General features: G+C 63.2%; 18 protein-coding genes and 1 pseudogene. 2 read left to right on the top strand and 17 right to left on the bottom strand.

Annotation, left to right across the window (positions count from 1 at the left end):
• Nucleotides 1–16: 16 nt before the first annotated feature.
• From ilvD to ACWTPI_RS23425, 3 genes are all read right to left on the bottom strand, one after another.
• Entirely contained in the window at nt 17–1702 is a 1686-nt protein-coding gene (gene ilvD, locus ACWTPI_RS23435) for a dihydroxy-acid dehydratase (protein ID WP_454732874.1), read from the bottom strand.
• Nucleotides 1699–3033: an FAD-dependent oxidoreductase gene (locus ACWTPI_RS23430; RefSeq protein ID WP_454732873.1), complete on the bottom strand. Its 1335-nt coding sequence runs from the start codon at nt 3031–3033 to the stop codon at nt 1699–1701. Before ACWTPI_RS23430 ends, ilvD begins: the two co-directional genes overlap by 4 nt.
• A gap of 105 nt (nt 3034–3138) precedes the next feature.
• Nucleotides 3139–4146 (bottom strand): LacI family DNA-binding transcriptional regulator, encoded by a 1008-nt coding sequence (locus tag ACWTPI_RS23425; RefSeq protein WP_454732872.1) that lies wholly within the window; start codon nt 4144–4146, stop codon nt 3139–3141.
• Between the two features lie 211 nt (nt 4147–4357).
• Here ACWTPI_RS23425 and ACWTPI_RS23420 point away from each other — a divergent pair, with 211 nt between their 5' ends.
• Entirely contained in the window at nt 4358–5302 is a 945-nt protein-coding gene (locus tag ACWTPI_RS23420; RefSeq protein WP_454732871.1) for a LysR substrate-binding domain-containing protein, read from the top strand.
• 129 nt (nt 5303–5431) lie between these two features.
• Here the strand turns inward: ACWTPI_RS23420 and ACWTPI_RS23415 are convergent, their stop codons facing one another.
• From ACWTPI_RS23415 to ACWTPI_RS23355, 13 genes are all read right to left on the bottom strand, one after another.
• Complete coding sequence (locus ACWTPI_RS23415) at nt 5432–6379, bottom strand: cupin (RefSeq protein ID WP_454732870.1); 948 nt, start codon at nt 6377–6379, stop codon at nt 5432–5434.
• A gap of 375 nt (nt 6380–6754) precedes the next feature.
• Nucleotides 6755–8452 (bottom strand): ShlB/FhaC/HecB family hemolysin secretion/activation protein, encoded by a 1698-nt coding sequence (locus ACWTPI_RS23410; protein WP_454734003.1) that lies wholly within the window; start codon nt 8450–8452, stop codon nt 6755–6757.
• A gap of 730 nt (nt 8453–9182) precedes the next feature.
• On the bottom strand, nt 9183–9530 hold the full coding sequence (locus ACWTPI_RS23405; protein ID WP_454732869.1) for a DUF596 domain-containing protein: 348 nt from the start codon (nt 9528–9530) through the stop codon (nt 9183–9185).
• 551 nt (nt 9531–10081) lie between these two features.
• A complete protein-coding gene (locus ACWTPI_RS23400) occupies nt 10082–10558 on the bottom strand; it encodes an Imm52 family immunity protein (protein ID WP_454734002.1) in 477 nt (158 codons plus the stop codon).
• A gap of 189 nt (nt 10559–10747) precedes the next feature.
• Nucleotides 10748–11248 carry a hypothetical protein gene (locus ACWTPI_RS23395; RefSeq protein WP_454732868.1) on the bottom strand — a complete coding sequence of 167 codons (501 nt, stop codon included), beginning with the start codon at nt 11246–11248 and terminating at the stop codon, nt 10748–10750.
• A 217-nt stretch (nt 11249–11465) separates the two neighbouring features.
• Entirely contained in the window at nt 11466–11828 is a 363-nt protein-coding gene (locus tag ACWTPI_RS23390) for a hypothetical protein (RefSeq protein ID WP_454732867.1), read from the bottom strand.
• Nucleotides 11829–12052: 224 nt separating this feature from the next.
• Complete coding sequence (locus ACWTPI_RS23385) at nt 12053–12445, bottom strand: hypothetical protein (protein ID WP_155887906.1); 393 nt, start codon at nt 12443–12445, stop codon at nt 12053–12055.
• A 1299-nt stretch (nt 12446–13744) separates the two neighbouring features.
• Entirely contained in the window at nt 13745–15955 is a 2211-nt protein-coding gene (locus ACWTPI_RS23380; protein ID WP_454732866.1) for a beta strand repeat-containing protein, read from the bottom strand.
• Nucleotides 15956–16336: 381 nt separating this feature from the next.
• Nucleotides 16337–17353: a LacI family DNA-binding transcriptional regulator gene (locus tag ACWTPI_RS23375; protein ID WP_454732865.1), complete on the bottom strand. Its 1017-nt coding sequence runs from the start codon at nt 17351–17353 to the stop codon at nt 16337–16339.
• Nucleotides 17354–17372: 19 nt separating this feature from the next.
• Complete coding sequence (locus tag ACWTPI_RS23370) at nt 17373–18536, bottom strand: iron-containing alcohol dehydrogenase (RefSeq protein ID WP_454732864.1); 1164 nt, start codon at nt 18534–18536, stop codon at nt 17373–17375.
• 40 nt (nt 18537–18576) lie between these two features.
• Nucleotides 18577–19578: a tripartite tricarboxylate transporter substrate binding protein gene (locus tag ACWTPI_RS23365; RefSeq protein ID WP_454732863.1), complete on the bottom strand. Its 1002-nt coding sequence runs from the start codon at nt 19576–19578 to the stop codon at nt 18577–18579.
• Between the two features lie 46 nt (nt 19579–19624).
• On the bottom strand, nt 19625–20623 hold the full coding sequence (locus ACWTPI_RS23360; protein ID WP_454732862.1) for a tripartite tricarboxylate transporter substrate-binding protein: 999 nt from the start codon (nt 20621–20623) through the stop codon (nt 19625–19627).
• A gap of 11 nt (nt 20624–20634) precedes the next feature.
• Nucleotides 20635–22083: an aldehyde dehydrogenase family protein gene (locus tag ACWTPI_RS23355; protein ID WP_454732861.1), complete on the bottom strand. Its 1449-nt coding sequence runs from the start codon at nt 22081–22083 to the stop codon at nt 20635–20637.
• A 527-nt stretch (nt 22084–22610) separates the two neighbouring features.
• Here ACWTPI_RS23355 and ACWTPI_RS23350 point away from each other — a divergent pair.
• Nucleotides 22611–22723, top strand: a pseudogene (locus ACWTPI_RS23350) (transposase); the annotation flags it as partial.
• A 110-nt stretch (nt 22724–22833) separates the two neighbouring features.
• Here ACWTPI_RS23350 and ACWTPI_RS23345 read toward each other — a convergent pair.
• Entirely contained in the window at nt 22834–24210 is a 1377-nt protein-coding gene (locus tag ACWTPI_RS23345; protein WP_454732860.1) for a pyridoxal phosphate-dependent decarboxylase family protein, read from the bottom strand.
• Nucleotides 24211–24287: the final 77 nt, after the last annotated feature.

Here is a 24287-nt window from a genome sequence, read left to right as displayed (position 1 = left end):
CTCCTCCAGGTTTTGATTATCGAGGTTGGATGGGTATCAGTACTGCGCCTCTTGCGAGCGGCTTGACCGTCTTGCTGTAGATGTTCAGCCAGCCCTGCTCGGCGGCGCCCAGAATCGGCGTCGCCACGGCGCGGCGCGCGGCCATCTCGCTCTCGTCGACCAGCAGGTTGATCTGCCGGCCGGGAATGTCGATCTCGATGTCGTCGCCGTCCTTGACCAGCGCCAGCGGACCGCCCGCGGCGGCCTCGGGGCAGACCTGTCCCACGGCGACGCCCCGGTTCAGGCCCGACAACTGCCCATCGGTCACTACCGCGACCTTGCCGTTGAAGCCGGCGCCTTCGACAGCGGCGACGAACGACGAGGCCAGGGCCACGCCCGGGCCGCCGATGGGCCCCATGCCGCGCAGGCACGCCACGGTTCCGGCCGTGATCCGGCCATCGGCCAGGGCGGCAAGCGCTTCTTCCTGCGAGTGGAAGACCACGGCCTTGCCGCGGAAGCTCTCCGCCTTCTCGCCGGCATTGCCAAGTTTGAGAATGCTGCCCTCCGGCGCCAGCGAGCCCTTGAGGATGACCAGCGACGGCTTGGTCGAGACCGGATCGTCCAGCGTCCGGAGAATGGACGGCGACGGCGCCTCGTACGCATCGAGAATCGCTTGCCACGTCTTGCCCGAGACCGTCAGGCAGGTCTGCTCGATCATCGGCGCCAGCCGCTTGATCGTCGCCAGCGTGCCGCCCGCCGCTTCGAGCGCCTCGGTGCGGTGCGGGCCATTGGGCTTGACCGTCGCCAGCAGCGGGACTTCGCGCCCGAGGCGATCGAACAGCTCGTAGAGATCGACCTCCGTTCCGGCCTCTTCCGCGACGCCCTGCAGGTGGCGCAGCACATTGATCGACGTCGACAGCGCCAGCGCGACCCGCACGGCGTTGCGGAACGCCGCCGGAGTCAGGATGCTGCGCGGGGTCAGCCCCTCATTGACCATCTCGACGATGCGCGCGCCGGCTGCCCGGGCCTGGTCGACCATCGCGGGTGAGTTCGCCAGCACCGGGCTGGCGCCCGGCAGCGTCAGGCCCAGGGCCTCGCAGACGATGTGCATCGAATTCGCCGTGCCGAGACCGGCGCACACCCCGGGGCTGCGCACGGCGCGCTTGCACATCCCGTCCAGGTCCTCGAAGGAAAGCTGGCCCGTCACGTGCATGCCCACCTTCTCGAAGACGTCTTCGATGTCGACATGCTCGCCCTTGTACTGGCCGCTGGCCTGGTAGCCGCAGATCACCATGAGCGTCGGTATGTCGAGCCGCGCCGCCGCCATCATCTGCCCCGGCGTGGTCTTGTCGCAGGACGCCAGGCAGACCATGCCGTCGAGTTGCGCGCCCTCGACCTGCACTTCGATGTCGTTGACGATCAGGTCGCGCGACGGCAGGATGTAGCGCCCCTGCTTGCCCGCGCTGGTGATGAAGTCGCTGGGCGCGGCCGTGCGGATCTCGAAGGGCACGCCCCCCGCCGCGCGGATTGCCGCCTTGACCTGCGCGGACACGCCGTCGAGATGGCTGAAGCAGCTCGACAGCTCCGAGGACGTGTTGACCACCGCGATCTTCGGCTTGTCCAGGTCCGCGTCGCTCAGGCCCAGCGCCTGCCACTGGGCCTTGCGCAGCGCCCATCGGGTGGTGCCCGGGTCGAAATTGCTACGGTATTTCGGGGAAGTCATTGCGGGGCTCCAAGGAAGGCACCATTGTTTTCCAGCACCTGCTGGATATCGGATACCGGCACGCGATGGACGCTGGTGCCGCGCGCCGCGGCAGCCGCGGCGGTATGTCCGGCCGCCTCGCCCATCGCGAAGCATTGCGCGGTCACGCGGATCGAGGCCTGCGCGCCGTGGGTGGCCGACGCGCACCGGCCCGCCACCATCAGGTTGTCGAAGCCTTCCAGCAGCAGCGAGCGCAAGGGAATCTGGAAATACGTGCCGGGCGGCAGCCAGATCCACTTGGTGGCCCGGCCGGCGGCGTGATCCTCCATCGGCCACGCGCAGCAGGCGATGGCGTCGTCAAAGCGCGCGCCCTCCAGCACGTCCCGGTCGGTGAGGACATAGCTGCCGACGGTGCGCCGGCTTTCCCGGATGCCGATGACCGCGCCCGTATCCATGACAAAGGCGGACTCGAATCCGGGCACGTACTTGCGGAATGCCTTCAGGTAGGTGCAGGCCTGTTCCCGCCCGGCGATTTCCGCGCGCGACATGACGCTCAGATCGAACGGATCGGGCGACTTGCCGTCCACCGCCACTTTCGTGATGTTCAGGTGCGCGAGCCCGGGACGCTCCGCGAACACCCCGCCGGCGGTGCGGGGCAGGTCATAGCCGTCGGCGACGGCCTGTTCCAGCCGCTCGCGCAGCGCGGGGCGGCTCAAGCCGGCCAGCGCATCGGTGTCCACCCCGCCGAACCGCATCATGGTGGTCGGAAACTGGAGATCGCCCGCCGATACTTCGCACGGCGCGCCCGCGAAGTTCACCAGGTCGGCGTCTCCCGAGCAGTCGACGAACGCCTTTGCGCGGATGGCCAGGCGCCCTTCCTTGGTCTCGATCAGCACGGCATCGACCTCGCGGCCGTTCATCGCCACGCCGGCCACCATCGCGTGAAACAGCACCTCGACCTTTGCCTCCTGGACAAGCTGGTCGAGGGCGATCTTCATGGCGAACAGGTCGTAGGGCAGCGATGCCGTCTCCAGCCACCGGGTCGGCGCCCCGAGGCCGTCGAGCCCCCGCAGCCGCTCGATGACTTCGTTGCAGAAGCCGCCCACGATCTGCCGGACCTGCGTTTCGGTGACGGCGTACAGGCCGCAGATGCTGCCCAGGCTGACCGATGTCAGCGTGCCGCCCAGGAAGCCCTCGCGCTCGAGCAGCAGCACCCTGGCGCCCGCGCGTGCCGCCGAGACGGCGGCCGCCACGCCGGCGGCACCGCCGCCCACCACGCAGACATCGGCGGTGCGGAACACTGGCGTGGACCGGGCTGGCTCGGATACCACGCCAAATGAATACGTAGTCATTTTATCTCCAAAGAAATACGCGATCCCAGGCGATGCTGGTTCGATCGCGCCCTTAACCCATATGGTTACGTAGTCATTTTATAGGAAAAAAAGCGGTTGCCAACCTCAAGATGTTGTGCGACGCAGCACAAGGTCGTTCGGCAGCACAAACGTGTGCGGCGGAAGCTCCGGTGCCGCCATGCGCTGCTCTAGCCGCTCCACCACCTGCTCGACCATCGCGGGCAGCGGCTGCTGCACGGTGCTCAGGCTGATGCAATCCCATCGCGCCATCGGGATGTCGTCATATCCGACGATCCAGAGATCGTCGGGGACCTGCTTCCCGGTTCGCCTGGCAGCATCGAGGACACCGATCGCCACGATGTCGTTGGTGCAGAACACGGCATCAAGCTCGGGGCGCTCGGCGAGCAATGTCTGCATCGCCCGCAGTCCATACTCGTAGCCGAAGTCGGTGGCATCGGCACGCACGAAAGCGCGGCTGTTGAACTGGCCGCCCAACCCCTCGATGAACCCCCTCTCCCGCTCGCGAATCGTGCTCGCCTTGGAGCCCCGGCCCGAATCGGCGGAAATCAGCCCGATGCACCTCCGGCCCGCCGACAGGAAGTACTCGGCGACCCGCCGGCCGCCGGCATAGTTGTCGCTGACGATGGTGTCGAAGAGGTCCGTCCCCACCGAGCGGTTGATCAGGATGATCGGCTTCTCGGCGGCGACGCGGCTCAGCATCTCCCGGGATTCGTCCAGCGCGGCGGCGAAGATCACGCCGTCCGTCGCGCTTTCCGCAAGCGCGCGCACGGTCGCATCGTCCATCTTTCCGTCAACCTCCCAGACGGTGGTGCGAAAATCCCGGCTGGCGAGCCGCTCGACCAGGAGCTGCAGGAGCAGCGGGTACAGCGGATTCGACAGGCTGGCGACCACCACCGCGACGGTGCCGCTGCGGCGCGTCTTCATCTGCCGCGCGGCCGCGCTCGGCGAATATTCGTGGTCCTGGATCACCTTCAGGACGCGCGCCTTCGTCGCGGGCTTTACCGACGGCAGATCCTGCAGCACGCGGGACACGGTGGTCTGGGACACACCGGCCAGGCGAGCGATGTCGATACTGGTAAGCCTCTTGTTCATGTTGCGTGATTCGCGTCGCGATGTAGTCGGCGCCTGTGATTCTAATGGAACGCCGCGGGAACCAGTCCAAATGCGAAACTGGCGGCGCCGCAGCAACCGACTGGAGGAATTCCGACGGGCCCGAGGCGAGCGGATGCGGGTAACATTGGGCCACGTGATGCGCCCGATACAAGCCCCCGATACCAGCGCCCGATACCACCGCCCCCGACTCATGGATTACTTCTCGGCCGTCCGCGCCTTTCTCCTCGCCGGCGATCTCCAGAGCTTCAGCAAGACCGCGCAGCAGATGTCGCTGAAGACATCGACCGTCTCCCGGTACGTGTCCGAGCTCGAGGCGGATCTCGGCATTGCCCTGTTCAATCGCTCCACGCGCGGCCTGGTGCTGACCGAGGGCGGGCGCGTGTTCCGCGAGCGCGCGATGGTGGCGATGGAAGCGATGGAAGAAGCCCGCAGCATGGCGTCGTCCCTGAACGCCTCGCCGCAAGGCATGCTGCGCGTCACCGTGCCCACGTCGTTCGGCCGCAAGCACGTGGTCAGACATCTGCCCGCCTTCATCGGGCAGTATCCCCGCATCAGCGTCGATCTCGTCTTCACGGATGACGTCATCAATCTTATCGACGAAGAGATCGATCTCGCATTGAGAATCGGCGTGCTGCCCGATTCCCGGCTGGTCGCGCGGCGGCTCGCTTCGCACCGGCGCATCGTCTGCGCGAGCCCGGCATACATCGCCGCGCATGGCGAGCCTTCGGAACCCGGCGACCTGACCCGGCACACGGCGCTGCGCTTTTCCCGCGCCCACGACGACAAGTGGACTCTCGCCCGTGCCGATGGCAAGACACCCAGGGAATGCGCGGTTCCGGTCGGCGGCCAGGTCAGGGCCGACGACACCGACGCCCTGATTGCCCTGGCGGTAGCCGGGTGCGGCGTCGCGCTCCTGCCCGCATGGAGTATCGGCACGGAGCTCGCCCGCGGCGAGCTCGTTCACCTGCTCCCCGGCTGGCAGGCCGGAGCAGGCCAGCCCGCGCCGGCGATCTGGGCGGTCTATCCGCCCAAGAAGGTGGTTTCCTCCAAGGTGCGTGCTTTCGTGGACTTCTTCGCCGAGCGCTTGAAGGACGAAGACGAACACGCCCCGCCGAACGGCCGGGGCGGCAGCTAGCCAGCCCGCTCCCGCGGGACCGATGCACGATGCGGGCTTGCCGCGCGGCAGGCCCGCGCCTGTCGCTGGTGGCGCGTCGCTGCGCGCCGGGCCGCGCGCCCGGCCGGGCGGCGCTGGCCCGGCGGCGCATCAATGCGCGAATCGAATATCGAGCGCGCGCAGGTACGTCTGCAGCCCGGCATCCTGGATGGGGATCACGTAGCCGTTCTCGGACGACTCGTTGAAGTGCGCATGCCAGTATCCCGGCGGCGTGACGAACACCATGCCGGGCTCCCAGTCCACCCGCTGCGGGTTGCGGATATTGCCGTGGTCGTCCAGTTCCGTGCCCACCAGCGTATAGCAGCCCGGCTGGCATTCCGAGATGAAGTCCAGCGCGATCGACTGGTGGCGGTGCGGCTTCTGCATCGTCTTCGGCGCGACCACGCCGAACATCGCCCATATCGTATGGGTCACGGTGCGCGTCTGCGGGAAGTTGGCGTTGCCGAGCAGGATGCTCACGCGGTTGCGCTGGCCGGCGCCCGGCGCCTTCAACACCTTGCGCAACTCTTCCTCGGCACGGGTGGCCGGATAGAGGGTCGGGACGAAGCGCCGCACGGTCGCGCTCGCGCCAAGATAGGCGAGCAGCGGCGCGTCGTTGACGTAGTAAAGACGCGCCGTCGAATCGGCGGCCAGTTCCACGCGTTGTCCGCCCGGAAAGGTAAAGAAGTCGCCTTTGGAAAAGCGCAGGCCCGTGCTGTCTTGCGACGCGATGCCGGAGCCGTCGACGACATAGAAGACGAGCGACGTTGCATTCGGCTCAAGCGAAACCTTCTCGCCCGCCAGCACCCGCACGAAGTTCGCGCAGAGACCGGGGCCCGTCGCTGGGCCCTCGCAGCCGAGCTCGGCCGCGAGGTCGAGCGGCACGACGCGGGTCGGCCCGCCGTCATACAGCGACGCCGGGAACGAGCGGTAGGGCACGCGCGAAATGAGCTTCGCGCCGATCGGGTTGGCCGAGGACGTGTATTCGAAATACCGGGCGTCTTCGGTAGTCGCCGGCGCGTCGAGGTTCAAGGTAGAAGTTGCGGTACGGTCCAACATGAGTAGCTCCCAAAAAAGGGCCGGGGAAACGACAACCGGCATCCCCGGACAGTCCGCCGGCCATCGCCAGCGTCTGGTAGCCACTATAAGAATCCGCGCCCTTCGCCAGAAGCGCTCGTCGGGAAAATCACCTTTGCGGAGAACGGCATGCCGGGCTGGAGACAGGATGAAGCAGGGAGGCGCTCCGGGAAGCTGGCGGATAGTCTGGCCGCACGGCTGCGCCAACGGGTGCCTGGAGGCAGGAAGCAGTCGTCGCGCTCGGACCCGGACAAAGCGATCTGCTTGCTCCGGACGGCTGCTTGGCGAGCAGCCGGACCCGTTCTCTCTCTCGCGTTCCGCCGTTCTCTCCTGGTTCGTGCGCCTCCATTGTCCAACTCAATATTGGTACGTCAGTTGGACGCCAGCCGTGACACCCGCTGTATGGAAAGCAGCAGGCTTGTACACGGGCGTGCCCAAGAACACGTCATACGAAGCCCCTCCGAGTTTCCGCGTTCCGATAGCGCCCCGCATGCCGATGACCGCGCCTGCCAGTTGCGTGCCAACCAGGCCCTGCGTGGAAGGTCCGTGCACCCTTCCGTAGTCCAACCCGACATAGAATGCTTGCCCGCTTCCACCGAGCGGCGCCTGCAGTTCGTTGCGCCAGTAGAACCCGCGTTCGCCCGCGAGCTGGTTTTCGCCATCGAAGCCACGCACGGTATAGCGACTGCCGATGGTCAAGTCGTCGATGTAATAGAGTCGGTCATTGGTGAACTGGCCGCGTAGCGTGGTCACATACCGGAACGGCTGGTCGGCCACCTTGAACGGCACGGACAGGTTGGCATCGAGCACCATCATGCGGAAGCGCCACGTCGGACCATCGTCGGCGGCCAGCGCATCGGATTGTGCACCGAATGCGCCGATGCCCTGGCGGAATGCCAGCGTGGCGTCGAGCTGCGACTGGCCGAAGTAATGGCGATCCGTGAAGCCAAATTCCAGCATCGTGTTGTTCCGGTGCTGCTGCGGGATCTCCGTATCCTCGATGAAGCTCTTTCCGAAACGACGCGTCAGGCGCACCTGCATGCCGAACACATCGTTCTGGCCCCGGCTCAGCACGCGATGCAGCTTCAGGTCGACGGTCTCTGATTGCCCGCTGGAAACGAACGTCGTATTGACGCCGGCAATCTGCTGAAAGTAATTGCTGCTATAGGCGGACAGCGTGGCCGTCCAGTACCCCCACGGCACAGAATAGAAACCATTCCAGCCCCGCGTGCCGTGCGCCTTGTTGCTGAACATCAGATCCTGGTTGTAGCCGATGTTGAACATGTCGTTCAGGCCCAGGGGGTTGTCGATACCGACGCTGAGATTGCCCTGCCACTTTCCGGTGGAACGCGAGCCCGAGTTATCGACCGAGGCCACCAGCGTCCAGGGCTTGTTGCGTTTCACCGCGATCACGACATCGCTGCGGCCCGGCACAGAGGTGGGCACGATCCGCATATCGACGTCCTGGCTCACCACGCGCTTCATCTGCTCGAGTCCCTGCTCAAGATCGCGCAGGTTCAGCAGCTCACCCCGGGAGGTCGGGAACGCGGTCTTCCACGTGCCCCAGATATCCGGCTCCGCAAAGCGAATTTCTCCGATCACCCCCGGAATCAACGCCAGTTTGAGCACACCGGAGGACAGGTCCTGCTGAGGCACCAGTACCCGCGTGGTGACATAACCCCTCGACAGGATCGTCTGCGATAGACCCTTGACCAGCATCTCCACGCCCTGCTGGCCGACACATTCGCCCTGATAGTGATTGAGCCATTGCAGCGCAAACGCAAACGGGTCCATCGGCAGCGCCGACGCACCGCGCGCCTGGAGATCTGTGGGCAGGTCCCGTGGGACTTCGAGCAAGAACTGGCTGATGCGGAAGCACGGCGTCTCCGTCGGCAACTCAGGAAACTCCGAGCGGGCAATCGCTTCGGCTCGGACCGTCGGCTTTTGCACGAGCGCTACGCGCTCGCGCGCTTCCTGCTGCTGGCGAGTGCGTTGATCTTGTTCGGCATTAGACAGCGCGGCGGCCTGTCCTGGGCTGGGTGGAACCTGAGCCATCACATGCGACGGGATACTCGAAAGACCCATCGCGAGTGATGCAGCAGTTGCAATGTGCAGCGGTTTGAAAGACATCGGAGTAATGAAGACCCGGCGGATGCCTTTGCACCCGCTCAAACAACGGAAAATGGATTTGATCAACAAGGAGCCAGGACGGATACGCTTCTCTAGAACGTGACGCAGGCGAAGCTGGCTTGTGGCGACTCAGTTGCCTTGGATATCTAAATTGCTCACCGCGGCTCCCACGCTTCTACAAATGCGCCAAGAAGACGACACACTTGATCGTTCGAGTCAATCTCAAATCGTTTCGGCAAATGCAACACCACAGCATTGGACAAGCCAGCTACTTGGGGAATACATGCCGCATGAAATGGACACGAAAGAGACCGGCTCGCTGGTTCCTCCGTTCCAGGCGGATACGGAGTACCCCAGTTCCTCAATGACGTCGCCACCAACGTCTTTCCTATGCCTTCCTTTCGGCAGCAGGGCAACCAGTGATCAAGGGAGCTTCCCGCAAGCCGATCAGCACTAAGTACCTACTTTCGGGAATCTCTCCTTTTTCGCCAACCAGTGAAGTCAGGCGACAAAGTCGCAACTTCACTCAAGAAGCGCTGAACTCTCGTGGCACAAGACTCCATGCCTTCTTTTCAAGTGCCCCAGTATGCGGCAGCAAGAAATGATTCGACTAGCGTGCATCGTCTCATGAAAGCGCGCCTGGGATGTGGGTATGCTACCGTTGCCAAGATGCACCGCCAGGACAGGCTGGTGAGAAGAACCACAGCCCTCCGTCCATTTCCGCGTCATTCGATGGGAATGCTTTCCGAAACAAATAAAGTTGCGCTTCAGCGCTGCACCGAAGACAAGCATGCGTCGTCAGATCCACCAAAATTATACGTTTTTCAGAAAGTAACCTATTCAAAACCCAAAGAAATCCATCGCGCCTTTCTTCAAATGACTGCAAACGGTTCGGCAAAAATTTGCTCCCGAACGGAGACGAAAAATAATCCCAGATGGAATCTAGCTCCATATCCTCGCATCCCTCCGCGATGAACTCATACTGAGCATTGGACAGCATCATCACACTCCTATTGGAACTTTATTTCCATGCACGATCGTAAGCACCACGGATTGTATCGAAGGGGTGTTGATCACATCTACTGTCCATCTCGCCTGTGCCCCTGATGTACCAACTGCTGAACTCGAGCGAAAGAAAACACGGTCGGCGTCGCGAGCGATCGGCAACCCCGTACCGAAATACTCTGACGACCTAACGCCTTGCTCTGACGAAGAGCAGCCAGAACGATCTCTGCACATTCGCGCGCAGTGCGTTCAGTCTTCATGTTCCGCACGGCCAGGGACACTTGCTGTATTACTCGAACTATGCGATGTATAAGGTGCCGCCGAGCAGCACGTGCTGGGTGGCCGCAACAGGAAGATCGGACGGCGCTGGCGTGGTGGTACTGATGTACAGTGCACGATCCAGGTATGGACCATGCTCGGTCCGCCGAGCCCGCGCGGACTGCGATGTGACAATTGCCCAATCTGACTCCCAAGCTTCGGCAAATGCGCGCAAGAGATTGCAGACTTTCTCATTCGAACCACCATCGAATCGTTGTGGAAGATCAAGTATCACAGCATTCGGCAGCCACCTACGCAAGAATACAGGCCACATTTGATTGATAGGCCAGAAACATTCTCTTTATCTCCTCCATTCCAAGCCGACATGGAATATCCAAGCTCATCAATAACGTCGCCGCCGATATCCCTCCGATTTCCTCCCTTTGAAAGCAAGGACACAAACGCTTCCAGCGAATCTGCCGTGATGCGCTCAGAAGCCAGTGCATCTTTCTTGCTTCGCCCTCTCTTTCGCCAACAACTAAAGTCGGGTGATACGATCTCAATCGCGGCCAGAGGCCTCTGGGTTCTGGCCGCGCAGGATTCCACACTCTCTTGCCGTGCGCCCCAATACGCTGCGGAGCAAAAAGATTCCACTTTCGTCGTATCCTTTACTGTAGTGGCTGAATGACGATTTTGATGCCATTCACACCGTTGCGTTCGAATAGGTGCTGCATAGCCGTGGCAGCAGCAGGCTCTGCAACAACCCATTGGACTGGTTAATTTGGCTCTGCGCTTGGTTGACAAGGCTCTCTTGACCACCAAACCTAGGCTGGAACTGGCCGGTCAACAGGCCACGGTCCAACATGTCCTGCCGGCTCAGCACCTTGCCTTGCCGTAGGTCGTGAGGAAGATTTCCACGCATCCGCGTGCGGTGCGATTAGGCGCTATGTCTTGCAGTTACCGTAGCCAGAACGGCTCGCCTTCTAGGGCGTCGTAATCTTCCAGAGGCTTACTCTTATCACGAGCGAATCCTGGTAGGTCGGAGATGACCACCCTCACTGGTTGATAAATATTAAAGACTTCGACAAAAGATTTTTCCGAATCACATGCTTTCGCGAAATTCTCGAAGAATCTGCTGAATACTTCCGCCAAGGTCGGCTGATAAGGATCTAACCAGCTCTTTTGGGGATCACCTATCATCTTCGAATCCCACTCGACGCCCGATTTGGCAGGAACCTGCGCAAAAATCTGCCGCACCTGTTCCATCAGCACCAACGTCTCGTCAAGCTCCTCTCGCCGAAGATAGCGGCGATACAGCCGATCTGTGAGGAGACTCCAGTCCTGTTCCAGGTGGTCATTTTCTGCGTAGGTCTTCAAGCAACCAAAGAACAGTGCCACATCCGGAGCAGGTCCGAGTTCATAGATCGAATGACCTCCATGAAATCCAATTTTTCTCATTGCGTTTTGAACTGTATCGCCGTTGGACTAATTATTCCATTTGATATCCGCTGTAGGCCTTTATAGCAGCGCTCTCGTTTGAATATGCAGTATGGATGCACCGCCAATACCATGGCACGTAGAATAGACACGCGGCGTCCAGAATGGGATGGACACCCTGCGGGAACATCCTTAGCTCACGGCGGGGGGGACAACAAATGAATCAATCTACAGAGGATCAAACTTTCGCTAAGTACGTATCTCGAACTGATCTTATATCGGTGACGAGGTCATCATCGTCGAAAGGTTTGCCATCACCGCTTTGCGCCTCAAATCCTTTGACCGCCTTCTTAAGCTCGCAGAGTACATCCTGCGTGAAGGGGTCTTCATAATCCAAGGAGAGACTGACTTCCTTTGCGCAGACGAGCAGCGCGACTAGCAAGTAAAGTCGCGAGAACTCCCCATTGGAGAATTCTCCTTCTATCTCATCGTAGGTATACGCAAACGATTGGTATGGACGCAGGCCGTGCCCGCTAATAGCCGAACTAAATATTCCCCTTACCAAGTTGCACAAGGAAGAATAGGAGTCAGATGCATTCATTATTTCATGAATATATTTAGTTGAATGTTCGGATACATACTACGGAACTGCATGCAATGCGGGCTGGCGCGGCATCGCACCTACTAACCAAGTCGCCCACAAAACCCACAGGAAGCCTGGCGATCACAAGAGTCAAGCGTAATCGCTTACCCCATCGCAAGTGAGGCACGTGAATCTTAAGGCTGCGATCTTTGATGGACGCCTCTCTCATCATTGACCTCAAATCATTTTTTTGAATAGTTGTAGACCTCCGGAATCTTATAATCATCAGGAAAATCAGGCCAACCGAATCTACTATCTGAAGAAATCTTTATCAAATCCTCGCGAATATCATCGAAGAAATTCATCAGATCGTGAGTGGCTAATCGCACGTCCTGCAAGCCGGCGCGTGCAGCCAACAGGTCCCCCTGCTTAGTTGCCGCCTCATAAAGCTCAATGGCATCACAAATGCGCTGCATCTTCATCTCAAACCAATCGTCAAGATTTCGTTTCCAGTTTATATGCCAATTGAACTCGTCCCTAGCCTCATCATATCCATCCAGATCATCCTCTGTTATTCCTTTCGATTTTGCCAAATCTAATAATAGTGATTTAAAAATCTCAAAATTTCGCCTCACTTTATCGCCCTCCCTTGACCTGATGTTGTTTTGGCCTCATTTATCGTCCCATCGAGATTGAGTGATGCCTTGAATTTTCCGTTTCTGTCGAAAACCTCAATATGATCTTTGTGCAACCCATCTAAATACAGCTGGCCCCCTCGCGAAATATTTTCCCCAATATCACTTGTCGCTTTATAAATACTCTGCCCTTGGTATTGCTGCGAGGTCTTTCGAACCGATTCGCTCAGTTCCGACCCAAATCCATCGCTGGAAAGGTACTGCTTCATATTCCCGACCGCACCTACATTCGGCGAGTACTTTCCTGTGGTGACGCCGAAGCCAGAAGCCGCTCCGATTCCAATGTCGGCAACCAGATCGGCCACAGCCTTTACATCAAGCGGGTCGTTTCCTGCCAATCGATTCGCATTGCCAATTGCGACACTGCGCATTCGATTCAAGCTGGCGTCGCCAAAGCGCAAATCAGTGTATTCTAGGCTTTCAGCCTCGGTCCAGTTGAGCGGCCCTTTGGCTTGCAGCTCAGCCATGCGCTGCCCCTGAGCCTGCTGTTCCTCTCGCAATCCTTGGGCGACCGAAAGGCACTCGGACTGGCTTGAGCAATTCTCTACGCTTGCCCGATTCTTCTCCCACTCCGCAGCATACTTAGCCTGCACCTGCTTCTTGCAGTCTGCGTCCTTACAGGCGGTCGTTGCTTCAGCGCGTTCCTTCTTCTGAGTGTGGTTGAGGTAGTTGTATTGCGTCCCCAGCCCCCCCGCTGCCCCCGCCGCCGCCGCATCCTGTATCGTACCGCCCACCGCAGCGCCAGCCCCCGCCGCCACGATGGTCCCCGCGATCTGCACCAGCGCCTTGCGGTCCTGCTCGGACAGTGTCTGCAAGTCCGGGTTATTCAGGATCTGCTGGCCCACCAGTTCGGCTGCCGCGGTGGCCACCGCGTCGCCAGCGGCTCCCGCCGCGAAGCTACCACCCATCGCTTGCGCCAGCAGGCCACCGATGACGGTATGGACCGCCACCTTCACTTCCGGCGGTTGATCCCGCGTCAACATGCCGACCTGGTCATACACCATCGGCGCCAGTTGCTGTGCCACCTGGCTCTGCAACTGGTTCAGCTCCCGCTGATCCGTCACCTTCTGCGCATCAAAGATCTTGTCGATGCTCTGGTTGGCGTTGGCCGTGTCGCGATTCAGACTGGCAACGGTCTCCTCGGCGCTCTTGCCCGTCTTCGCCTGCTGGCCCGCGCTGTCGGTAATCTCGACAGAGCCAGCCGCAATCGCGCTCTTGGTGACGCCTGCGGCATTGCCGTCAATCGGCTTCTGCGCGTTGCCCGCCGCGGTGGCCGCGAGGCTGTTGGCCCCGCTTTGCAGCAGGTTCGCGTTGCCCGCCCAATCCACATGCGCCTGCGTTCTGCTGGCTGCTGGCCAGATCGCCACTGGCATCGGCGCGCTGGCTGCCGTAGGGCACCATACTCACGCCGCTGTTGTTGGGACCGCCCTCGATGTGCCGGCCAATATCGCCCAGGCTGGGCGTCGCGGTACTGATCTTCCAGCCGCTGCTAGTGGCGCTGTTGGACTCGGTGTAGGTATCGGTGGAAGCCCGCAGCGCCACGTCGCGTGCGGCGTCCAGCACCGCGGCCTGGCCGGCGCTGATGGTGCTGCCCGAGACGAGAATGTTCCCGTCCAATGCGCGCCCGTTGGCATCGGTCTCGCCGTTGCCGGTGGCCCGCACGCGAACGTCGCCCGCGCCGCTCAGGCTGCTGCCGCTGCTGATGGTGGCCACGCTCGACGACTGGCTGCTGCTCTTGCTGTTGCTGAACGATATGGCGACCTGCGGCGTGGTACCGGCCGCGGCGCCAAGCTCGCTCAGCGTCTGCTTCGCGCGCGTCACGCCGCTCGGGTTCTGCTGCGCATCCCGCAGATTGTTGGCCGTATCCAGCGGGGTGCCCACCAGCGCCACCGACAGGCCGCTCGACCGGCTGCTGGCGCTCGATTCCCGCGCGATGCGGTCGATGCCCTCGGCGATCGTCACGTTCTTCGCCAGGATGTCGATATGGCCGACATCCTCGTTACCGTCCTTGCGGCCCGCGATCACGTCGCTGCCGATGACGGTGGCATCCTGGCCGGCCAGGATGGTCACGTTGCCATCGGTCGCCCCGACCGTCGAGCGCGCGTCGCTCTGCGTCACCGCCAGCACATGGCCGCTTGCGCTGCCGCCGCTGCTGCCCACCGACACGCCGATGCCGCCGGCTCCCGCGAAGGCGGACACGCCAGACTTCGATTCCTCGTGCGAGACGCTGGATTCCCGCACGTTCTGGCCCGCCGTGATCAGCACGTTGCCCTGGGTGGACTGGAGATTCACCGCATCCGAGCCAATGACCGCACTCTGACGGATCGTGACGTCGTTGTTGGCCTTCAGCCCAACGCTATCGCCCGCGAGCGTACTACCCACGCCCAGGTCCTCATGGCTGCTGCTCTGGTCGTGCGTGGAGCTGCGCGAAAGGAAACCGCTGCTGCGGGTGCGGCTCTCCGACGCGGCATCGTGTACCTCGCGGGCTTCGCTCACTGTCACGCCGTCCGTTGCCACAACCGCCAGCGTGCCGCCGCCCTTGCCGTCATTACCTGCGGACACGGCGCTACCCGTGATCGCGACGCTGCCCGACCCGGTCGTCGACGCCGCAGTAATGCCGTTCGCCGCGAGAGCCATGGCGGCCAGCGTGGATTGCCCCGCGCCGATCGAGACATTGCGGCCCGCCTGGACGTTGCTGCCCTGCACCGTTTCGTCATACGACGATTGGGTGTAGCTCGATTGCTGCCGGTTCGATTGCGCCGCTTCGCTGTGCGTATGCGCATCGGTCGCATTGACGATGGCAACGTTCTGCCCGGCAACCAGCGCCGCGTTGGCACCCGCCTGGACGTTGGTGTTCGTCAGCGTCATGTCGCGGCCGGCGACGGCGGTGACGCTTTGGCCGGCCTGTATGGTACTGCCCTGATTGACGACGGTCTGGCCGTGCAGATAGTCCTGTCCGCCATGCGCGGTGGCATCTTGGGTGGTGCCCGTCGCCACGGTACCGAAGCGCATGTCCCGGCCCGCGCCCAGCGCGAGGTCGTTGCCGGCGCTGAGCGTGGCGCCCGTCGACGTCAGGTCGCGCCCGACCATCACGGCCACATTGTTCGTCCCCGAGATCGACGCCACCGCGCCAATCCCGGTGGCGCTCGCGCTATTGCCGTTGGCAAGCACGGTGGTATTCGTGATCGTCTGCGATTCATTGACGACATCGCGGCCGGCGGCGACCACCACATCCTGTCCGCCAATGCGGCCGCCCAGGTTGCGCACGTCCTGCGTCGCGCTCACCACGGTCGTACCCGTGCCTCCGATGCTGCCCCGATTGACGATATCGGTACCCACCACCTGCGTGGCGATGTCACCGACGATCGTTCCGCTGTTCTCCACGCTGCCGGCAGCATTGATTGACACGGCATTGCCGGCGACCAGCGCGCCCGTTGACTGCAGGTCCACACCGTTGGAAAGTGAATGGATTTGATCCAGGAGCGATGCATTCCATAGCCCCCTGTCGCCCTGATCTGAAAATTTCTTAAATCAGATTTTTACATAACTTATAAAGCCTAAAAAATTATCTTTAAAGGGCTATTAGTAATGGGTTGCACAAGCATAAGCAGGGTGTCAGCGTCGGCATTCCCGGCAATAAGGCCGAAAAAAGCGAGCGTTTCGCGGAAACCTATATTCCTGCTAATGGATCATCACCGCAGTGACAAGAAGCGCGCGCGCACAAAGATTTCGGATCATCGTAGAAGATACGTGGCGTAAGCCGGTCACGAAGCCATTCCCAAAGATGCGCCAACGGCTGCCGAGTCATCACGCGCACGAAACAGACCCGAATCATCCCCCCGGCGGCGCGCACGACCCGCGCAGGACCAGCTCCGTCGGAATCTGGATGCGGATCCGGTCAGGCGGCACCTCGCCCTTCAACTGCCGCAGCAGTATGCGCGCGGCTTCGTTGCCGAGCGCGTGGGCGTCATAGCGGATCACGGAGACTGGCGGGGTGGCCAGTTGGGCGAGTTCGCTGTCGTTCGAGGCGATCAGCGAAATATCCTCGGGAATGCGGCGATTGCTGATGCGGATGGCCGGGAGCACGCCGGACAGAAGCGGCATGCCGAGCACGATCGCCGCGGTGGGCGGCTCCGGCAGGCTCAGCAGCATCTGCATTTCCCGGTATGCGTATTCGGTCGAGAAGCTGTCGAGCCGCAGCAGTTGCGGATCCACGGCCAGGCCGGCCTGGTCGTAGGCCTGCTGCAAACCCAGCAGGCGGTCGCGCGCCACGCGCGTGCCGCTGCCGCCGGTGATCATGGCGATGCGGCGGTGCCCCAGGCTGATCAGGTATTCGGCGGCGCGCCGGGTGCCGCTGAGGTGATCGGCGCCGACGGCATTGACCGGGGCGTCGAGTTCGCGCTCGAGCAGCACCACGGGCAGGTTGCCGGAGCGGATGTTGGCCAGCACCTTGCCGTTGGATTCGTCCTGCACCGCGAAGATGACGCCGTCGGCGCCACGTTGCCGGAACAGGTCGAGCAGCGCGAGTTCGCGCTCGCTGCTGCCGTCGCTGCTGGCCACCATGATCATGTAGCCGTGTTCGCTGAGGATGCCTTCGGCACCCTTGACCATCGCCGAATAGATCGGGTTGCGGATGTCGGAGAAGATGAAGCCGATCATGCGCGCGGACACGCCCCGCATGCTCTGCGCCGCCACGCTGGGCTTCCATCCCAGTTCGTCGATGGCGGCCTGGACGCGCACGCGCACGTCCTCCGCCACGGTAGGCACCCCGTTCGCCACGCGCGAGACGGTCGCTATCGCGACGCCCGCCGCGCGGGCGACGTCATGGACAGTCACGCGCTTGGTCAAATCGGCTTCCGGATCAGAATCAAAAGGCTTCTTGGAACAGATTCCGGAAATCGGCAAGGGTCGTCTTCCGGGGATTCCAGCGATTATAGTTGGCCTGCACGCACAACTGCGCCATCCCCTCCAGCTTGTCCCCGGTCACGCCCGCGTCGCGCAGGCGGCGCGGGATGCCAAGGTCCGCGCAAAGCGCCTCGATGGCTTCCACCGCCATGCGCGCGGCGTCGAGCACCGGCAGCCCTTGCACGGGCCGTCCCATTGCCGCCGCCACCTTCGCATACTTGGCGGGATTGGCGATCAGGTTGAAGCGCGCCACCGCCGGCAGGCACAGCGCATTGGACAGCCCGTGCGACAGGTGGAACTCCGCACCGACGAAACGCGCCATGCAGTGCACGTTCCCCAGGCCGGTCTGCCCGAACGTGATGCCGGCCAGCGCCGAGCCGCACAGCATGTTGGTGGCGGCCTCCAGGTTCTCCCGGTCGGCCACGAACTGGCGGATGTTCCCCGCCAGCAGTTCGATCGCCTGGATATTGATGGCGTCGGTGATCAGGTTGGACTGGCGCGAGATGTACGACTCGAACGCATGGACGAAGGCATCGATGCCGGAGTGCGCCGCCACATGACCCGGCACGGTGCGCAGTGCCAGCGGATCGAGGATCGCGAATGCCGCCGGGTTGAGCGCGGCATGGCGAATCGACATCTTGAGGTTCTTTTCCGTATCCGTGATGACGCAGGAGCCCGATACCTCCGAGCCCGTGCCCGCCGTGGTCGGAATCGCGATCAGCGGCGGCGGCGCGATCGAGAATGCCTCGATGCCCTCGTAGTCATGGATGCGGCCTCCGTTGGCGAGCACGATGCCGACCGCCTTGGCCACGTCGATGGTGCTGCCGCCGCCGATGGCGATGATGGCCGTGGCCTCGTGCGCGCGGCAGACCTCCAGCGCGCGCGCCACGGTATGCGCGCTCGGGTCGGGTTCGATCTCCGAGTAGGTGGCGATGGCCACGCCTTCGCGCTCCAGCAGCGCGGCCACGCGCCCGTAGAAATCGCTGGCGAGCAGCGCGGCATCCACCGCGATGAACACGCGCTTGCAGCCACGATCGCGCACGATGGTGGCGATTTTTTCATGGGACCCGGCGCCCATGTAGATGCGAGTCGGGCAAAAGAAGGTGGAGATATCGGTAATGGACATGAAAAGATAGTCGAATCGACAGGGAATCGATGGGGATCGATCAGTCGGCCGCGGAGAAGCCGGCGGCGATGGTCGTCCAGCGCTTGGTTTCCGCATGCACGAACGTGGTCAGCGCGGCCGGCGCCATGCCGCCCGGCTCCGCCGCCATGCCTTGCAGCGTGCTTTGCATGGCGGGATCCTTCATGCTGGCCACCACGGCCTGGTAGATGCGGTCGCGGATCGGCGCGGCCAGGTTGCGCGGCGCGGCGAGGCTGTACCACGTGCTCATCTGATAGCCCGGCACGCCGGATTCGCTCAGCGTCGGCACGTTCGGCAGGAAGCGCGTGCGCTGCGCGGTGGTCACCGCCAGCGCCTTGATGTTGCCGCCGGCAAGCTGGGCGTTGGCCGAGGCGGCGGAGTCGAGCGCGAAGGTCACGCGGCCGCCGATGATGTCGGTCATCATCGGCGAGGCGCCCTTGTACGGTACGTGCACGGCATCGAACGACGCCTGCTTCTTCAGCAGCTCGGCGGACAGGTGCTGCGTGGTGCCGATGCCGGCCGAGCCGTACGTCGCCTCGGCGTGATGCTCCTTCATGTAGGCGATCAGTTCCTTGACGTTGTTGACCGGCAGCGACTTGCGCACGATCAGCACGTTCGGCACGACCGCGACGGTCGTGATCTGCGTCATGTCCTTTTCGAAGTCGTAAGGCAGGTTCTTGTAGAGCGCCGGCGCCGCCGCGTGGCCCACGTTCGCCAGCAGCAGCGTGTAGCCGTCGGGCTGCGCGCGCGCCACCATCGCGGCGCCGAGCGTGCCGCCCGCGCCGGGGCGGTTGTCCACCATCACCGCTTGTCCGAGTTCGCGCTGCAGCTGCGCCGCGATCGCGCGCGCCACGATGTCGGTGGTGCCGCCGGGCGTGAACGGCGCCACGATGGTGATGGGCTTGGTCGGCCAGTCGGCGGCGACGGCCGGACTTGCCGCGACACCTGCCACGACACCTGCCGCAGCGGCCAGCGCAACGAATGCGCCTGCCGTGCGCGCGATCTTCTTGAGGGAATGCATCATGGTCTGTCTCCAGAATTTCTTATGTTTCGGCCTGTGGCCGGGGATGCTAATCGAGTGTGACGTTGAGCCCGGACAACAGCGTGCGCCAGGTGGCCACCGAGCCGGCCAGCAGCTCGGCCGCGCCTTCCGGCGTCTGCTGGCGCTCGGCCGGCACTTCCACGCCGGCCGGCGCGAGCCGCGCCTGGGTCTGCGGGTCGCGCACCGCGCTGCGCAGTGCCTTGTTGAGTCGCGCCACCACCGGGGCCGGCGTGCCCTTCGGCGCGAGGACCATGTTCCAGATGTCGTAGTTCAGGTCCTTGATGCCCGACTCGCCGGCGGCCGGCACGTCGGGCAGCGCACTGATCCGCCTGGGGCGCAGCACGACGACGCCCTTGACCATGCCCGACTTGATGAAGCTGGTGGACGTGGTGGTGCTGTCCACCAGGTAGTCGATGTGGCCGGCGGCCACATCGTTGAGCGCCGGGCCCGCGCCGCGGTAGTTGGCGATATTGACGTTGACGCCAAGCCTGGCATTCACCAGCACGCTGCCAAGGAACGAGCCGGAGCCCACGCCGGCCGCGCCCGCGTTCATCTTGCCGGCGTTCTGGCGCGCGTAGGCGGCGAACTGATCGAGACCCGTCGCCGGAAAATCCTTGCGCGCCGTGATGACCTGCGGCGCGTCGCCGACCGAGGCCAGCGGGATCAGGTCTTTCAGCACGTTGTAAGACAGCGACTTGTACAGCGTGGCGTTGGCGGCCAGCGTGCCGACATTGCCGATCACCAGCGTGTAGCCGTCCGGCGCGGCGCGTACCGCGCGGGCCGTGCCGAGCGTGCCGCCCGCGCCGGGCAGGTTCTCGACGACCACGGGCTGGCCGAGATCGCGCGCCATGCCCTCGGCGATGACGCGCCCGAGAATGTCGGTGGGCCCGCCCGCCGCGAACGGCACGATCAGCGTCAGCGGCCTGGCGGGATACGTCTGTGCGAAAGCGCCGCCCGAGAGCAAGGCGAGCGCCGCCGCGCCGCCCGCCTTGAGGACCATGCGGCGGCCGGATGCGCGCGATGTCATGGCGGGCCTCATCAAGGATTGAAGACGACGAGACGCTCTTCGGTCATCTCGCGCATGGCGTAGTGCGGCCCTTCCTTGCCGAAGCCGCTGTCCTTGACGCCGCCGAACGGCATCACGTCCGAGCGCGCGCTCGACGTCTCGTTGATCTGCACCGTGCCGAAGCGCAGCGTTGCCGCCGCCTTCATGGCGCGATCGATGTCCTGCGTGAAGATGCCCGCCGCCAGCCCGAACGGCGTGCTGTTGGCGCTGGCCAGCGCCGCGTCGAAATCGTCGAACGGCCGCAGCGCGATCAGCGGCGCGAACGCTTCCTGGCACCACACGCGGCCTTCGTCGGGCACGTCGGTCATGACGACCGGATCGATGACCGAGCGGCGGCGCGCGCCGCCGCACAGCACGCGCGCGCCCGCGGCGGCGGCCTCGCCGATCCACGTCTCGGCGCGGATCGCCGCCTGTTCGCTGATCAGCGGCCCCACGCGCGTGGCCGGATCGCGCGGATCGCCGGCCACCAGCGTCCCGGCGAACGCGACCAGGCGCTGCGCGACCTCGTCGGCAATGCGGCGGTCCACATACAGGCGCTGCACGGACGTGCAGACCTGCCCGGCCTTGCGCAGGCCGGCATTGGCGATCCTGGGAATGGCGCGATCCAGATCGGCATCGGCCGCGACGAACGTGCTGGCAATGCTGCCCAGCTCCATCTGCGTGCGGCGCAGGCCGGCCGCGCGCTGGATGATGCGGCCGACGCGCGTGCTGCCGGTGAACGTGTAGAAGGCTACGTCCTGCTCTTCCAGCAGCCACGCCCCCACCGTGTCGCCCTCGCCTTGCAGGATCGACAGGAACGGCGCCGGCATGCCGGCCTCCAGCAGCACCTGGCCCAGCAGCGCGCTGGTCAGCGGCGTGAAGGCCGACGGCTTGAGGACGACCGCGTTGCCTGCCGCGTACGCGGGCCCCACCTTGTGCAGCACGGTATTGAGCGGCGAATTGAACGGGGTGATGGCGCACACCACGCCCACCGGGAAACGCTGCGTGAAGCCGATGCGCTTGTGCGCGCCGGGGCTGGCGGCGAACGGCACCACTTCCCCGGTCAACTGCGTGGATTCGTTGGCGCACAGGGTCAGCGTGACCTTGGCGCGGTCGACCTCGTTGTTGGCGTCGACCAGCGTGAAGCCGGCTTCGGTGGTCATCGCATCGACAAAGCGGCTGCGCCACGCTTCCAGCAGATCCGCCGCGCGCCGCAGCACCAAGCTGCGGTCGTATGGCGCCTGCGGGCCGGCATCGACCGCCTCTTTGGCAATGCGCACGGCCTGCGAGACCTGCTCGCGCGTGGCGGAGGACAGCGTGGCAATGGTCTCGCCGGTGAACTTGTCGTCCACGTCGAAGCGGTCGCCGGAGTCGACCCAGTTGCCGTTGATCAGATTACCAGTGGGGGGAAGGGTGTCGGCGGGAAAGCGGGAGGTACGCATCGGGACTTTTTTGGGCTGGGGAAAGCCTGTTGAGAAAACGTTTTCTCATATTCGCCGCATCAGGCATGGAAGTCAAACCATACGATGCCCGGGATTACCCCTATTTATCCCTGATTTCCGTGGGTATGCGCTGATCTTCCGCCAGACAGCATGGCGGCCAATTGAGCGTCGCCCGCCATTTTGAGGAAACGTTTCCCATGAATGGAGATCATTGTGCTTGTGGAAGCACACCGGCGGCTGTCGTTCCCCAAGGAAGAGGTTGGCGTCGGCCACGCCGCACGCCCTGATCGCGATCGGGACCCGCGGGGAGGGATCGGTCGCCGGCAGCACGGCGGCATCGTCATGGAAGAGAGCCAGGCGCAGGACTGGCGGCGGCGGATCGGGGCCGGTTGCCGCCCGAAACCAGCGACTCCCACGAGTCCAGCATCGCCGGCGTCGTCGACGAGGCAAGTCCTGGCCCGCCAGGGCGCACCGGGCGCGCACGACAACGATCGATTTGATGAGAACGCCCGAAACACTCGCCTTATCTGCGCGAGGTGATCAATGCACCGTGCTACCTGGTGCGCTCCGGTTGCGGCTGGCGCATGTTGCCCAGGAATTCTGGCCTTGGCAGACGGTGCGTTGGCGTCGTCTCGTGAGGAACCGCGAGCGACGCCCGGATGTATCCGAGGCGACGCGCTACATCGCGATGGGCGGTGTGCCGCTGCGCAGAATCGCCCATCCTCGAATCTCGAAACAGGCTCCAAGCACTCACACGCGCGGGGAACCTGTCGCGGCCCTTACCATGGCTTGAATGCTGAGGTCGACGTCTGTCTCGGTCGTTGCCCAATTCGCAACGCTGATGCGCATTGCAGTGCGGCCCTGCCATGATGTTCCGCCACACCAACAGACGCCCTCTGCCTGGAGCGAATCGATGACGGCTCGCGTTGCCTCGGACGATCCGAATGATACGAGCACCTGGTTAAGCACGACATCATTGAGTATTTCGTATCCGTGGCTCGAAAGGCCGTCAGCGAACTGACGTGCAAGGCTGCAGAATTGCCCGACGAGCTCTGCAATACCGTCGCGGCCGAGATGCAGCAACGCGGCCCATATCTCGACGCCACGCGCCCGCCTGGACGATTCCGGTGTGTAGTGGGAAGGCTCACGTCCCTCCTCGGCACCCTCGGCCAGGTACGCCGCATTCGCCGACATTGCTGCCCGTAGATCCGCTGCGTTCCGAACAAGGACGATGCCACTATCATAAGGAACGTTGAGCCACTTATGGCCGTCCGTCGCCCAGGAATCCGCCTCGGCCAGGCCAGCCGTCAACGCATCGAAATTCCGATTCGCAAGTGCCCAGAGACCGAAAGCACCATCGACATGGACCCAGGCGCCGGCCTGCCTTGCACGAAGGCAGATTTCCGCCGCCGGATCGAAATCACCGGTGTTCACATTACCAGCCTGGATGCAGACAATTGTGCGGCCATCGAGCGCCGGCATGCTATCGACTTTGAGCCGCCCGCGGCGGTCGGTCGGGACCAGGATAACGCGCTCGCGTCCGAGGCCGAGTAACGAGAGCGCCTTCAACACCGTCACGTGAACCTCTTCACTGACAACAACACGGAGTTCGGGCGCCCCATAAATGCCTTTGGCTTCCACGTCCCAACCCAGACGCGAAAGAAGCGCGTGGCGCGCGGATGCCAGCCCGGTCAGGCTGGCCATGGATGCGCCACTGACAAACGCCCCTGCGACGCCTTCCGGCATGCCGAACAAGTCGCGAAGCCATTGCAGCGATACATCTTCCAGCGTCGCCGCAATCGGAGAAGTCCATCGGAAGCAGGCATTCTGGTCCCACGCCGTCGCCAGCCAGCTCGCCGCGACGGTAACTGGCAAAGCGCCACCCATCACCAGACCGAAATAACGTCCGCCTACGGTGGCGACAGTCGCAGGAGATCCGATCTCGTCGAGGCGTCGCAGGACTTCGATCGAATCAACGCCCTTTTGCGGTAGCGCATGCCTCAGTTCGTCGAGACGGCGCATGGCCTCGGGCGAGGCGATTACCGACCGATTTTTTACTGACTGCAAGTACGATATGGCTCTCTCAGAGGCGTCCCGCAAGGCCCCGTGTGCCGACGATTCTTCCATAGAGACTCCATGTCTTTCCGGTGGACCAGACGCGCGCATTCGATTCTCGCGCCAGTAGCGTTTTGTCGGCATCGGAA

It is taken from the genome of Cupriavidus ulmosensis (genome assembly GCF_977008105.1).
The sequence above is the reverse complement of the archived record's forward strand: the minus strand, read 5'-3'. Positions and strand labels throughout refer to the sequence as shown.